Below are 14,140 nucleotides of genomic sequence, written 5' to 3'. Positions count from 1 at the left end.
ACATAACCACAAAACTGAGCCATGAGAAAAACGCTACTTTTATTATTTTCTTTGAACATAACCTTCCTCCTCTGTCAGAAAGTTGAATTGAAGAAAGTAACGGATTCATCGCAGGTTTTCAAAGGAGATATTGCGGGCGTTCCTATCACGATGCAGCTTTATTTTGCAGGAATTGCGGACTGCAACTTGTCCCAATATTTTGTTGACGGATGGTATTACTATGATAAATACCAAAAGAAAATCCCATTGACCGGTATCTATGATTACGGGAAACTGTCTTTATTTAATTTCGCCGATCAGAAAAAGGGTTCTGAAAGTTTCAGAGAACAGATTACCTCACCTCAGAAAGTAGAAAAAGCAACAGAAATTGCAGAAACATTATCTCCTAAGGAGAAAATGATCTTCGAGCAAAATGACCTCAAAGAGAATCCTGTTCCGGGCAGTTTTTATCTGAATAAAAAAATACATCCGGCAAAATTATTCACCGGTAATACCATGGTTTACCGTTACAATAATTATCTGATTCTGCCCAATAATAAAAAGATCAATACTTTTGATTTTATTAATAAGCATGGCGGAAATGAGCTCATTTCCTATTTTTCCGGAGAGAACGGAAACCGTATTTTACTCTATTTCGAGCATTCCTCCAACTTTAATGCATGCGGAAGGTGTGGCGCAAGCGAAGGAGAAAAAGGCTATCGGGTTTTATATTTTACAAAAGACTGGAATTATAAAAACTACGAGGAGTTTCTCACAGAAAGCTGTCTGGAAAATATTTACGATACCAAAGTCACGCGAAATAAAGACTCAAAAATTCTGAAATTCAATATTAAAAAATCCGACAACAGGTCATCCTACAATATAACGGTAGACCCTAAAAACGCATCTGTTGTAAAGTCTAAATAGTTAAACATAAAAACAGCTGAAACGCTTTGTATGTTATCCCGGCAGTCTGCCCGCTCTTTTTAAAATTTCTTTATTGATATCGTTAATCAATTCCGGACCTTCATAGATGAATCCAGTGTACAGCTGAACCAAATCAGCTCCTGCATCCAGCTTTTCAATGGCATCTTTTGCAGAATGAATTCCACCGACCCCGATGATCGGGAATGCCCTGTTGCTTTTATCCGAAAGATATTTAATCATTTGGGTACTTCTCTCCCGAATCGGTTTACCGCTTAGTCCTCCGTTTCCGATTTGCTCCAGAACTTCCGGTGAAGTTTTCAGCCCCTCTCTGTTTACTGAAGTATTGGAAACTACGATCCCGTCGATCTTTGTCTCGGCAATCAATTCAATAATTTCGTCAAGCTGGGTATGATTGAGATCCGGAGCTATTTTAAGCAAAATCGGTTTCTGAACAGATTTCGACTGATTTATTTTTTTAACTTCCGTAATCAATTCGCGGAGATAGTCTACATCTTCCAGCTTGGCGTGGCTGCCTACATTCGGACAGCTTACATTCAGTACAAAATAATCTACATGAGGATGCAGACCTTCAAAACAATCTAGGTAATCCTGAGTATAATTTTCCGGGCTTGTATCTGTATTTTTTCCGATGTTTCCGCCAATGATAATTCTTCCCCTGTTCCCTTTCAGTTTTTCGATAGCAGCCTGAAGACCGTCATTATTAAACCCCATTCTGTTGATGATCCCGCCGTCCTCAATCAAACGGAACAATCTTTTTTTAGGGTTTCCGGCCTGCGCCCTCGGCGTTACCGTACCGATTTCTACAAATCCGAAACCCAGATCTCCCAATTCATTAAACAGTACCGCATTTTTATCAAAACCGGCGGCCAGTCCTACGGGATTTTTAAATTTCAATCCGAAAACTTCTCTTTCCAGACGCTTGTCTTTAATAGGTTTAGGAAAAAACAATCTGGTAAGAAATCCAAAATTTTTAAGCATCGAAAAAGTAAAGTGATGAACTTCTTCGGGATCAAATTTGAAAAGGATGGGGCGAATAAGCGATTTGTACATTGAAAAAAAGTTTTACAAAAATACTCATTTTAAAATTAATCCTAAATTGACGTATGATATTTTATCAAGAATGTATAAATAGCCTGAATCTATAACGTTACGTCAATTCAGGTAGGTTTAAAGACCATACTAAAAGTTAGTTAAGTTCTCAATACATTTCTCTGCTTTCTACGAAAACACTCAAACTGACAAAGTCTATTGATCTATGACCCTTGTCAAGGTTTGAAACTCTGACAAGGATATATTGAGGTTGTCATTACGAATAAGAGCTTAGGTCAAAATTCAGGATTTCCCCTACTCTTTTGAATTCATCATCCAGCGTGGCACTTAACGTAATTCTTTCATTGGTAACCGGATGATTAAAGATCAACTGATGGGCGTGAAGGGTCATTTTATTGATACCGAATGTTTCCAGCCACAACTTATTCTGTTTGTTGCACCCATGCTTACGACAGCCCAAAATAGGATGTAAAATATGTTTGAAATGTTTTCTCAGCTGATGAAATCTTCCGGTTTCAGGAGTAGCTTCTACTAAACAATATCTCGACGTCTGATGTTTTAAGAAAGGTAAATCTATTTCTGAGGTCTGTAAACGACGATAATACGTAACGGCATTTTGGGTGACTTCATTTTCATTAACCAGATCATAATCGATTGTTTCTTCTTCTTTGGCCCAACCCCGAAGAATAGCGATGTATTTCTTTTCGACTTCCCGGGATGCAAACTGCTCACTCATGATCCTCAGGGTCTCTTTATCCAAAGTAAACAGCAAAACACCCGAAGTTTTCCGGTCCAGCCGATGTACAGGAAAAACCTTTTGTCCGATCTGCTTTTTCAGCTCCTGAATAGCGTAGGTATCTGCTTCTCCTGCATAAAAGGATTTGTGAACCAGTAATCCGCTGGGTTTGTTGATGGCAATAAGGTGTTCGTCGCGATAAAGAATTTCTAGCATCCGGCAAAAGTAGAGATTTCAAATCTATTCACTTGAAACCTTCGCTGAAATTACCTGAAAATCTATTCCAATTTTGTTAAAATGATATTAGCTTTTATGATTTCAGACAGCGAATAAAAACCTGACGGGTTTTTGAAACCCGTCAGGTTTGAGTTCATTTCGTTGTTTTCAGCGCGGCGGCTGAGCCGCCGCGCTGAAAACAACGAAATAGCGAATAGCGAAAGCAGGCTCCCGGCTCCTGAAAGTTTAACTATAAAAATTCGTATACAAATCTTTATTTCTCTATTTTCGCGCAAAATTTTGACTATGAAAAAACTATTATTTGCAATCCTTTTAAGCAGCTTTCCATTAATTTCTTTTGCACAGAATTCAGATTCACTGGAATTAGGAAAAACCAATAAAGAATTTTATATCAGGGGAGATCAAACGTACAAAGCCTCAGAATATAAAAAGGTTTTTACCAATGCCGACGCCTTAAAGTATGCTAAAAGATCCCGTTCGAGCTCTACATTGGGACAGATTTTCGGTTTTACGGGAGGAGCACTGATGGGAGCGGGTATCGTAAAAGCTTTACAAAAAGATGAAACGGTTTATTTCAATTACGGATATGGAACGTCCATTCCCTATACTTATAAAAGAAACCAGGGAGGTTGGGCTCTGGCGGGAATTGGCGCAGGGGTTACCCTTATCGGAATTATCATTAACTCGAGTTCAAAAAAGAATTTAAATAAAGCGGTCGAACTGGAAAACGGATCTCGCCGTAATTCTAATCACGCGTATTATAAAGCCGGTTTTACCGGCCATGGGATGGCCTTCAGTTACCATTTTTAAGAATATCTCTTCAAGTTTTTTACAGCTTTTTTTTTGAATTTCATGGAATTGGAATTCAAATTCATATTTTTGCACTTCAGACGTAAAAAAAATTATGGCAAAACAAGAAGATGTTTTCAAGAAAGTGATTTCTCACGCTAAAGAATATGGTTTTATTTTCCCTTCGAGTGAGATCTACGATGGTTTATCCGCTGTCTATGATTACGGACAGAACGGGGCTGAACTAAAAAATAATATCAAACAATATTGGTGGAAAGCGATGGTACAGCTTAACGAAAATATTGTGGGTATTGATTCGGCAATCCTTATGCACCCCACTACCTGGAAGGCATCGGGCCACGTAGACGCTTTCAACGATCCATTGATTGACAATAAAGATTCTAAAAAACGTTTCAGAGCAGATGTTTTGGTGGAAGATTACTGCCTGAAAATAGAAGATAAAGAGAACAAAGAAATCGAGAAGGCAGCGAAAAGATTCGGTGATGCTTTCGATAAAGATCAGTTTGTTGCGACGAATCCGAAAATTTTGGAATACAGAGCAAAACGCGAAGCTATTCTTTCAAGACTCGCAAAATCTCTGGAGAATGAAGACCTTGCTGACGTAAAAGCTTTAATTGAAGAATTGGAAATTGCTGATCCTGATACAGGGTCTAAAAACTGGACGGAAGTAAGACAGTTTAACCTGATGTTCGGAACGAAACTGGGTGCTTCTGCAGATTCTGCGATGGATCTTTATCTGAGACCTGAAACGGCCCAGGGGATCTTCGTTAACTTTTTGAATGTACAGAAAACTTCACGTCACAGACTGCCTTTCGGTATTGCCCAGATCGGGAAAGCATTCAGAAATGAGATTGTTGCAAGACAGTTTATTTTCAGAATGCGCGAATTTGAACAAATGGAAATGCAGTTTTTCGTTGCCCCGGGAACAGAATTGGAATTCTACGAACAATGGAAGCAAAAACGTCTGAACTGGCACCTGGCGTTAGGTTTGGGAAATGATAATTACAGGTTTCATGACCATGAGAAACTGGCTCACTATGCTAATGCAGCAGCCGATATTGAATTTAACTTCCCATTTGGATTCAAAGAACTGGAAGGTATTCACTCCAGAACAGACTTCGACTTAAAAGCACATGAAGAATTCTCAGGAAGAAAGCTGCAGTTCTTCGATCCGGAAAGAAACCAGAATTATGTGCCATATGTGGTGGAAACTTCGGTAGGACTGGACAGGTTATTCCTTTCTATTTTTGCGCATTGCCTGAAAGATGAAACTTTGGAGGACGGATCAGAAAGAACGGTATTATCACTGCCTCCTGCTTTAGCTCCTATTAAAGCCGCAATTCTTCCGCTAATGAAGAAAGATGGTCTCGCAGAATATGCAGAACAGATTTTCAATGACTTAAAATACGATTTCAACTTATTCTACGAAGAGAAAGATGCGATCGGAAAACGATACAGAAGACAGGACGCCATCGGTACTCCTTACTGTATCACTATTGATCATGATTCACTGACGGATCACACGGTGACAATCCGAGACCGGGATACAATGCAACAGGAAAGAGTTCCGGTTTCAGAACTGAGAAGGATCATCGACGAAAAGACGAATTTCAGAAATTTACTTTCTAAACTATAGATCAGAAGCCTTGAGAAATCAGGGCTTTTTTATTTTGAAAAAGTAGAAAGGCCGGCGGTTAAGATTACCAAAGTAATCGGTATGCATCAGAAATTTCCGCCTTACCTCTCCACTCCCGTCTTATACCCTATTTTGATAAGAGTTTATGAAAATATAAGTTAATTTATTACTTTTGAGGCCAAATTTCAATCATGAAAAAAATATTTTTACTGGCATTTGGCTTAGTTCAGACTTTATATTTTTCCCAGACACAGGATCTGGCGGCTTTGGCTACCGGAGAACATGTAGGTATGAATGCTTTATTCGATGAGCAGGATAACCTTTACGGATATGTATCTCTTTATTCCTATGGGAAATCCGGAGACAAAACAAAAAAATTCGAGTATGTCATCCTGGATAAAAACCTGAATCCCGTTGCCAATAAAGAATTCGAAGGTGATATTACGGCAGGTTCGTATATGGGCTATGTAGACTTCAGAAAAAAAGTAATTCTGCGTCCCAGTTCATTAGATTATTCTAAGATTAAAATGGGTGAACTGTTTACGCCCCGTTCCATGGAAATTGACTTAGCAAGTAATTCTGTTCAGCAAAAGACGTATTACGACTACGACAACGGGACTTTCAAAGTGATCAATCAGCCCAAAAACTGGAAAACTGCCCGTCAGGAGAACAAGGAAGAGAAAAAAGCCAAAGGGTATAATTACTACTCAAGCGTTTTTGAAATCAAAGAAGGCGGCTTTTTAGCTATTGAACTCAATGATTATGGTAAATATGTCAACAATAATTCCCTGATAAAGTTTGATGAAAACAAAAACGAAGTCTGGAGATACCGATATAATGAAAATGGTGATAAGAAAAATACCGAAGAACTGGCATTGGTAGAAAAGGATGCCCAACATATCTACTTTATCAGACAGAAAAAAACCAACGACACCAAAGAATTCACTTTGCTTGTTTTAGATATGAAAACAGGGAAAGAAGTGGTCAGCAAACCTATTTCCGGGCTTTCTGATGACACCGTCGATCACATCACCTCACTTTCTTCCACAACGAGAAGTTTGGATAACGACAAAACATTCGATGATAAAATTGTCATGGTCGGAAGAAATTTTGAAAATAAAAAAGGGGTCGGCTTTGCAAGACTGATCATTGATAAGAATACTTTTGAAGTTACTACCAAAAAGATCAATTACACTACCGATCTGTCTTCTTACATTCCGAAAATTGATCAATTTGGATATGTGGAAAAAAGCTATCACCTACAGCCCCGGGATGTCTTTTTCTTAAAAGACGGAAGCGTGGGAATTCTCCTTGAAAAATATAAGATAGACTTCAATTACGGTGTTCCCAAAACAACCGACCTGGTTTATATTTTTACAGATAAAGACTTTAAAGTAAAAGGAACTAAGATATTCACCAAAGAAAAGTCGCTGGCAACCAGTGATTATTTGTTTTCACAATATATTAATGACGGGAATGATGTGGTTTTCTTTTACAGAGATTTACAAAAAGATAAAGAAACCAAGGAGAAAAACTGGAAACTCTTCATCAATACTCTTATTAACGGGACCTTTAAGCAGGAAGTCGTTCCTATTTCAGAGAAAGATTCTTATACCGTACTTCCTTATGTCGGAAAAGAAGGTTATATCCTACTCCGGGAGTTTAATGAAAAAGAAAAATTCAATAAAATACGTCTCGAAAGGCTGAACTACTGATAAGACAAAGAATCCTGATCATGCGATCAGGATTTTTTATTTTGATAATATTCTGAAATATTCTTAATCTCTTCGAGGCTCAGATTCCACATAAAATTTAAAAACTGCTGATAGCTGTCACTCTGTTTTTTAGGTTCAATTCTATCCAGGTATCTGTTAAGATTATAATTTTTCCGGGCTTCATAAATTTTTGCAAAGTATTTTCCAAGCCAGCTTTTATAATAGGCTTCATCTTTCCCATCCTGTAAAAACTGCAGCGAAACATAAATTCCTAATCCGTAATCTTCAGAATGATAATAGTTGGGCAAAACTTCCATTTCTGCTGCTTTTGCAAGGGTTTCATAAGCAGGCGAAGGTTTAAGGGTTTCAGTGTCCTGGCTGAGCTCCGGGAAAATTTTCTTTATATGCTCTATTCTTTTGGTCATCTCAGGATGTGATGCTAAAGAATCTCTGTTAAATTTTTCTTTATAAAAATCATAATTATAGAGTGAGAAATCTTCTTTTTTAAGCCACTGGTCTTTAAAATGCTGATGGGGAAGTTCAAAAAACTTTTTATAGGTTTCCACTTTCAATGTCCGGGGTGATATCGTATCAAAATCCTGAAGCTTTTTTAACATATTGACAAATTCACCCTTACGGAAATCTCCTCTTGTAAAAATTGAATAGCCCAATGAATCGGCTTCCATCTCCTGCTGTCTCTTTTCAGCACCCTTTTTATACATCCTGTTTTTAAGAATATCAAAAGCTTTTTGATTAATCCCCTTTTGCTCAATTTTCAGATTTTTGACGGCGACTTTATCTTTTTCATTATTTTCAACAAATTCCACAAAAAGCTTAAAAGAATGTTCTTTGATCCGATGGCCCAGCTCATGAGAAATAACAGCAGCCATCTGCTCTTCATTGTCAAGCCAGTAAAAAAGCCCCATATTGATCACAAAAGTTCCGTCCAGAAGGCAATATGCGTTGGGTGTATTGTCTTTAGCGATTAGTATTTTTAAATTTTGCGGAATCTGGGGACTATTTTTTCTTAACCGCTGAATCAGCGATTTTACGTGGATGTCATAATCTGATTTAAAGATAAAATCCCGGTTTTTCACCTGCTTCATAAAATCAGTCCCGAATTCTTTATAAATTTTGGCAAGCTCAGTCCCTGTTTTACCCGAATATTGCGATTTTATCTTTTTAATAAACAGCTCATTATTGATATCGAAAGTTTGTATAAATTCTTTTCGCTGTGCGTAATCTGCGGTGTCTGTAGTCTTATTTATCTGACTGAAAGACAATCCGAAAATAAAAATAAATAACCCGTTAATAAGTCTGAAATTCATGTTTTTATCAAATAATCACAAAAATAGTTTATTTACATATCCATTTTAATTTTCGTGTCAATTTTATTTTAAATTTGTTTTACCCTAATCATTTAAATATGTGGCTGATCATTTTACAGACCTTTCTGATTATTCTTATCATTATCATCGTCCTTACTTATATTTTCGGATATGGATATCTTTTTAACGGAATTTCAAAAACCTACCTGAAAGGAAAATCAAGTGCCAATATTGATGACGGCAAACTCTTTTCAGGAAATATCATTGCAACGAAAAATCCCGTTCTCTGGGAAGAAGCTCCCGGCTATAATGCAACGGAACTGCCTCAGAATATAACGGATGATCTGATCCATTCCCACACCGCTTCTTTCATTGTCGTTAAAAACGGGAAACTGGTTCATGAACAGTATTTTAACGGCTATACTCCATTGTCACAAACCAATTCTTTTTCCATGGCGAAAGCAGTTACTGTCATGCTTCTGGGAAAAGCCCTGGAAGAAGGGAAAATTAAAAGTATTGATGATAAATTATCCGATTATTTTGATGAATTCAAACAAAAAGAATTCGGAAAGGAGGTCACGTTAAAAAATCTGGCCCAAATGGAAGCCGGGTTAAACTGGAATGAAGACTATAAAAACCCTTTTCTTCCCAATGCCAAAGCATACTACGGAAGAAGTCTGGTAAAGGCTTCCTTTTCAAGAAAATTTAAACATAAGCCCGGTGAAAAATTTGAATATCAGAGCGGCTCCACACAGCTTCTTGGGTTTGCGGTACGAAAGGCTGTTAATCAGTCTTTAGCCGGTTATCTATCTGAAAAATTCTGGACACCATTGGGCATGGAACAAAATGCAGAATGGAGTACTGATGAAAGCGGAATGGAAAAAACCTATTGCTGCATCCACTCCAACGCAAGAGATTTTGCAAAACTGGGACAGTTTTTTCTGGACAACGGAAAAGTGGGAAACCAGCAAATTTTAAATCCTGATTTTATTAACCAAATGAGAATGCCTACTCAGAAATCCGGAGAAATTTATGGAATGGGATTCTGGATTAATCACGATAATCCTGTCCGGCATTATTATTTCCTTGGATTACAGGGCCAGTATATCATTATGATTCCTGAACACAATATGGTGATTGTAAGAACAGGAAGCTATAATAACCTTCCTAAAAATGACAGGGGAAGACCTGATCAGGTGAAATTCCTGGTGAACGAAACGGTAAAATTATTTCAATAAAAATATGAAAAAGTACAGCGCTCAGGTGGATGAATATATTGAGAAGTCCCGGGATTTTGCAAAGCCTGTTTTACATTATCTCCGCGAACTTGTTCATGAATACTGCCCCGATGCGGAAGAAACAATAAAATGGAGCTTCCCGAATTTCACTTATAAAGGCAAAATACTTTGTTCAATGGCTTCATTTAAGCAGCACTGTACCTTTGGATTCTGGCTGGAAAAGGAGATGAAAACGATGCGGGAGATCACGAAAAATATTGAGAAAAATTCGATGTTCAGCTTAGGAAAAATTACCAGAATTGAAGAGCTGCCTTCAAAACCTCAGCTTAAAAATGCCATTCTTGAGGCGATGGAGCTGACCGACATGGGAGTTACCGTAAAAAAAGCAGTCCCTTCTGCAAAGGAGCCTGAAATTCCGGATGCGTTTCAAAATGCACTGAATGACCATCAGAAAGCTCTTGCTGTTTTTGAGAAAGGATCAGCTTCATTCAGAAAAGAGTATATCAGCTGGATTGCTGAAGCAAAAACTGAAGCTACCAGGAACAAAAGAATAGCACAGGCGCTGGAATGGATTGCCGAAGGCAAAGGAAGAAACTGGAAATATGAAAAAAAGTTATGAAACCCTTCGATACACATTTGACCTAAATCTTTAGTTAACCCTGTATTGATTTAGTAAAATTGAGGCAGTCATTTCACAATGGGCTTTAATACCTACAGAAAGATAAACTATTTATCAGATGATTCCGGTTATATAAGATCATTCACTAATCTGAAAGTAAGATTAATCCTTTCCTTCATTGGAATGGCAGATTTAGCAATCCTATGCTCCCAATGTTCCTGCAGATCGCCTTTCATAATAAGTAGCGAGCCGTGGGGAAGAGGAAGGCTGTATTTGCTTTGATGGTGATCTTTTTTCCTGAAATCAAAGTTCCGGGTCTGCCCCAGACTAATGGATGCGATGACAGGCCGTTTCCCATACCTGCTTTCCTTATCCCTGTGCCAGGCCACAGAATCATTGTGGTCTCTGTAAAGGTTCAGCAGGACCCCGTTAAACCGGCAGCCAAACTCTTTCGCTATTTTTTCCTTTAAAGAAAACAGCTCAGGGGTCCATAGATTTGTCGGTTTTCTTTCTTCTTCAGCCTTATCATCTTTTGGATCTCCATACCAGGCTGTCAGCCGGGGAGTCAGTACGATTTTATCATACATTTTCTGGGTATGCTGTTCCCACGGAGCAGTATCCAGCAGAGTCTCTTTTAATCGGTCTGCTTCTTCCCTACTTAAAAAATGTTCTCTGTACTCCAGAAGATCTTTTGGAAATTCGTATAATTCTTCTGCATCAAATAAACTCAGCTGATCCATCATTTTATTATTTAAATTTAACTGCTATTCTATCTTATATCGTGGCAATCCGATCTCATGGGCCTGAGGATAGGGTTTTCTATTAGTCATGCTTACATCTTCCTTAATCTGCCGGTGAATATCATATTGCTTTTCTTTATCGTAAGCATACCGGGGATCCGGGATCATGGGCATCTTCGCCATCTTATGAATGGTAATGGTCGGAAAATGATAATCTACTTCTACCGTTCCTAAAAGTAAGTAGCATCCTCCACCCTGAAAATCATATTGTTTCAGGCTATCCGGAAAGTGGGCCGTATCAAAATAATCACCGTCCGCATCAATCCAGGTTCCGAAATACATCTCGCCTTTCTTAGTCGGCACATGTTTTCTGGAAATCAGATAGGCCATCATCTTTACCTGTTTTTTATGGAACCTCAACAGATCTTTCACAAAAACCGAGCCTCTGTATTGGGTCTGCAACAGATCAAACGGGCTGCATGAAACCGGAAAGCCTATCAGTTCGATTTCATCAAAAGCATCCTCAAACTTTTCTCTTTTTAACTCAGGAAGCCGAAATTCCTGAACGGGCTCCTGAATCAACATAAGTCCCCTGTTTTCAGGTTTGAAATTTACCAGCAGTATTCTGGCTTCCACCAGGAGTTCATTTTTAGGTTTATCCGTAAATCCGAATGCCCCGATAAAAATCAGGATCTGTATGGTTTCAATACCGACAGGAACACGTTTAATAAAGTCCTGTAAAGAGGAATAAGCCCCGTTTCTTTCCCGTTCCTCAACAATTCCGTGCGCAATTTTGGTCTCCAGGCCTTCCAGGAGCATCAGCCCCAAAAAGATCTCTTTTCCTTTTAGTGTTGTCTGAAGATCACTGGAATTGACACACGGAACCCGGATATTGCCTCCCGACATTCTTGCTTCATGAATATAGACTTCGGTCCGGTAAAATCCTCCCTGGTTATTGATCACCGAAACCATAAATTCCAAAGGATAATAGACCTTCAGGTATAGACTCTGATAGCTTTCTACTGCATACGATGCCGAATGTGCCTTACAGAAAGAGTACCCTGCGAAAGATTCTATTTGCCGGAATGCTTCGGCTGTTAACTGAAGCGAATGCCCTTTGTCGGTACAGGATTTAAAAAAATTAGCTTTTACTTCCCGAAGTTTTTTAATGGAGCGGCCTTTTCCACTCATTGCTCTCCGCAGAATATCTCCGTCAGCCAGAGACAGATTTCCGAAATACTGGGCAATTTTAATCACATCTTCCTGATAGACCATAATGCCATAGGTCTCTTTCAGATGCTCCTCAAATATGGGGTGGAAATACTGAAACTGATCCGGATGATTATGCCTGAAGATGTATTCCCGCATCATGCCACTCTGGGCCACTCCCGGTCTGATAATAGAGGAAGCGGCAACCAGTATCCTGTAATTGTCACATTTTAATCTTCTGAGTAGTCCGCGCATGGCCGGTGATTCTATATAAAAGCATCCGATTGTTTTCCCTATGGCTAAATATTCATTGGCTTTTTTTTCATCTTTGGAAAGCCTTGTATCGCGGATATCAACATCAATTCCTCTTGTTTTTCTGATCAGATCTACAGTATCCTGTATGGTTCCCAACCCTCTCTGAGAAAGAATATCAAATTTTTCAAGACCAATGTCTTCCGCCACATCCATATCAAACTGGGCAATCGGGAATCCCTTCGGGGGCCTTTCTAAAGCGGTAAAATTGGTAATGGGATCTTCAGAGATCAGAATGCCGCAGGCGTGCATACTCCGCTGGTTCGGATATTTTTCCAGAAGCTTCCCATATTTATACACCGATTTTATGATTTTATCAGAATAATGCGTTTCCGGTGGTTTTGTCGCCAGCATATCGAGCTCTTCTTTCGGAAGCCCGAAGGCTTTTCCCACTTCCCTGAAAATTGACCGGTACTTAAATTCTACATTGGTTCCACAGAATGCCACATGTTCTTTTCCGTATTTTTCAAAAACATATTTAAGAATGGCATCGCGGTCCTGCCAGCTCCAGTCGAGGTCAAAATCAGGAGGTGAGGTACGGTTGAGATTCAGAAAGCGTTCAAAATAAAGATCAAGTTCCACCGGACAGATATCTGTGATTCCCAGGCAATAACTCACAATGGAATTGGCCCCGCTTCCTCTTCCCACATGCATAAATCCCATCCTGTTGCTATGCTGAACAATATCCCATGTAATCAAAAAATAGGCAGAGAAATTAAGGTCACTTATTACTTTTAATTCAGTTTCAACTCTTAATCTTGCCGTTTCGTTTGTACCATATCTTTTCTCCAGACCTTCGTAGGCAAGCCTGGTCAACAGTTCTATATCTTCTTCCCGGGATTGGGTATAATATTTTTTATTCTTATTTTCTGTGCTTCCTTTCTCTTTATAGGTAAATTCAAAATGGCATTGGTTTAAAATAAACCGGGTATTCCGAATAATCTCCGGATGGTGCTGAAAGGTATGAATCATCTCTTTTTCGGATTTAAAATACTCCGACTTGCGACAGAGATTTCCTTCGGCAAGCTTTGAAATAATCGTATTATTATCGATCGCTCTCAAAATCCTGTGCAGGTTGTATTCTTCTTTCGTACTGAAGGTAACAGGATGCAGAACAACCATTTCAGAAATCCTTTTTTTAAGCTCGGGACGCACCAGAAGATTCAGCTCTTCTTCGCGGATTCCTATGAATTCATTTTCTCTTAAGCGCTCCGGAATATTGTGTAACGGGTAGATCACAAAAACGTTTTTAAATTCAGGAGCTGCTTCAGAAAGTTCTTCTTCATTACGGTTGTGTGCCGTAATTATTGTATTGACCTCACCGATCCCTGAAAATTCTTTTGCAATGGCAATATAAAGTAATCTGCTCTCTTTTCTGACTTCCATTCCTGCGATGGGTTTAATTCCTTTTCCTTCGCACACTTTCTTGAAATCATAAATCGCGGTAACCGTATTGATATCCGTCAGCACTAATTCTTTAATACCCAGCGCCTCCGCCTGCTGCACCAGTTTTTCTACCGATAAAGCTCCGTAACGGAGGCTGTGAAAGGAATGACAATTTAAAAACATATGAGAAAGGTTTA

General features: G+C 38.8%; 11 protein-coding genes. 6 read left to right on the top strand and 5 right to left on the bottom strand.

What is annotated here, in order from left to right; all coding sequences use genetic code 11:
- Positions 1–21: 21 nt before the first annotated feature.
- Positions 22–906: a hypothetical protein gene (locus ODZ84_RS15110; protein ID WP_266173237.1), complete on the top strand. Its 885-nt coding sequence runs from the start codon at positions 22–24 to the stop codon at positions 904–906.
- Between the two features lie 33 nt (positions 907–939).
- Here ODZ84_RS15110 and ODZ84_RS15105 read toward each other — a convergent pair whose 3' ends face one another.
- Both ODZ84_RS15105 and ODZ84_RS15100 read right to left on the bottom strand, forming a co-directional pair.
- Positions 940–1,977 carry a quinone-dependent dihydroorotate dehydrogenase gene (locus ODZ84_RS15105; RefSeq protein WP_266173235.1) on the bottom strand — a complete coding sequence of 346 codons (1,038 nt, stop codon included), beginning with the start codon at positions 1,975–1,977 and terminating at the stop codon, positions 940–942.
- A 256-nt stretch (positions 1,978–2,233) separates the two neighbouring features.
- Complete coding sequence (locus ODZ84_RS15100; protein WP_266173234.1) at positions 2,234–2,929, bottom strand: pseudouridine synthase; 696 nt, start codon at positions 2,927–2,929, stop codon at positions 2,234–2,236.
- 306 nt (positions 2,930–3,235) lie between these two features.
- Here ODZ84_RS15100 and ODZ84_RS15095 point away from each other — a divergent pair, with 306 nt between their 5' ends.
- The 3 genes from ODZ84_RS15095 (at position 3,236) to ODZ84_RS15085 (ending at position 7,111) form a co-directional block, all read left to right on the top strand.
- Positions 3,236–3,760: a hypothetical protein gene (locus ODZ84_RS15095; protein WP_266173233.1), complete on the top strand. Its 525-nt coding sequence runs from the start codon at positions 3,236–3,238 to the stop codon at positions 3,758–3,760.
- Between the two features lie 94 nt (positions 3,761–3,854).
- Positions 3,855–5,396, top strand: a complete 1,542-nt coding sequence (locus ODZ84_RS15090; protein WP_266173232.1) for a glycine--tRNA ligase — start codon at positions 3,855–3,857, stop codon at positions 5,394–5,396.
- Positions 5,397–5,587: 191 nt separating this feature from the next.
- On the top strand, positions 5,588–7,111 hold the full coding sequence (locus tag ODZ84_RS15085) for a hypothetical protein (protein WP_266173231.1): 1,524 nt from the start codon (positions 5,588–5,590) through the stop codon (positions 7,109–7,111).
- Between the two features lie 26 nt (positions 7,112–7,137).
- Here the strand turns inward: ODZ84_RS15085 and ODZ84_RS15080 are convergent, their stop codons facing one another.
- Positions 7,138–8,439: a M48 family metallopeptidase gene (locus ODZ84_RS15080; protein ID WP_266173230.1), complete on the bottom strand. Its 1,302-nt coding sequence runs from the start codon at positions 8,437–8,439 to the stop codon at positions 7,138–7,140.
- 98 nt (positions 8,440–8,537) lie between these two features.
- Here ODZ84_RS15080 and ODZ84_RS15075 point away from each other — a divergent pair, with 98 nt between their 5' ends.
- On the top strand, positions 8,538–9,677 hold the full coding sequence (locus ODZ84_RS15075; protein ID WP_266173229.1) for a serine hydrolase domain-containing protein: 1,140 nt from the start codon (positions 8,538–8,540) through the stop codon (positions 9,675–9,677).
- 4 nt (positions 9,678–9,681) lie between these two features.
- Positions 9,682–10,296 (top strand): YdeI/OmpD-associated family protein, encoded by a 615-nt coding sequence (locus ODZ84_RS15070; protein WP_266173228.1) that lies wholly within the window; start codon positions 9,682–9,684, stop codon positions 10,294–10,296.
- 128 nt (positions 10,297–10,424) lie between these two features.
- Here the strand turns inward: ODZ84_RS15070 and ODZ84_RS15065 are convergent, their stop codons facing one another.
- Together ODZ84_RS15065 and ODZ84_RS15060 are read right to left on the bottom strand one after the other, a co-directional pair.
- Positions 10,425–11,039, bottom strand: a complete 615-nt coding sequence (locus tag ODZ84_RS15065; protein ID WP_266173227.1) for an alpha-ketoglutarate-dependent dioxygenase AlkB family protein — start codon at positions 11,037–11,039, stop codon at positions 10,425–10,427.
- A 21-nt stretch (positions 11,040–11,060) separates the two neighbouring features.
- Positions 11,061–14,126 carry a DNA polymerase III subunit alpha gene (locus ODZ84_RS15060; protein WP_266173226.1) on the bottom strand — a complete coding sequence of 1,022 codons (3,066 nt, stop codon included), beginning with the start codon at positions 14,124–14,126 and terminating at the stop codon, positions 11,061–11,063.
- Between the last annotated feature and the right edge of the window lie 14 nt (positions 14,127–14,140).

Source organism: Chryseobacterium fluminis (assembly GCF_026314945.1).
In the GTDB taxonomy this organism is placed as follows: Bacteria; Bacteroidota; Bacteroidia; order Flavobacteriales; family Weeksellaceae; genus Chryseobacterium; species Chryseobacterium fluminis.
This window is presented reverse-complemented; position numbering and strand designations above follow the sequence as displayed.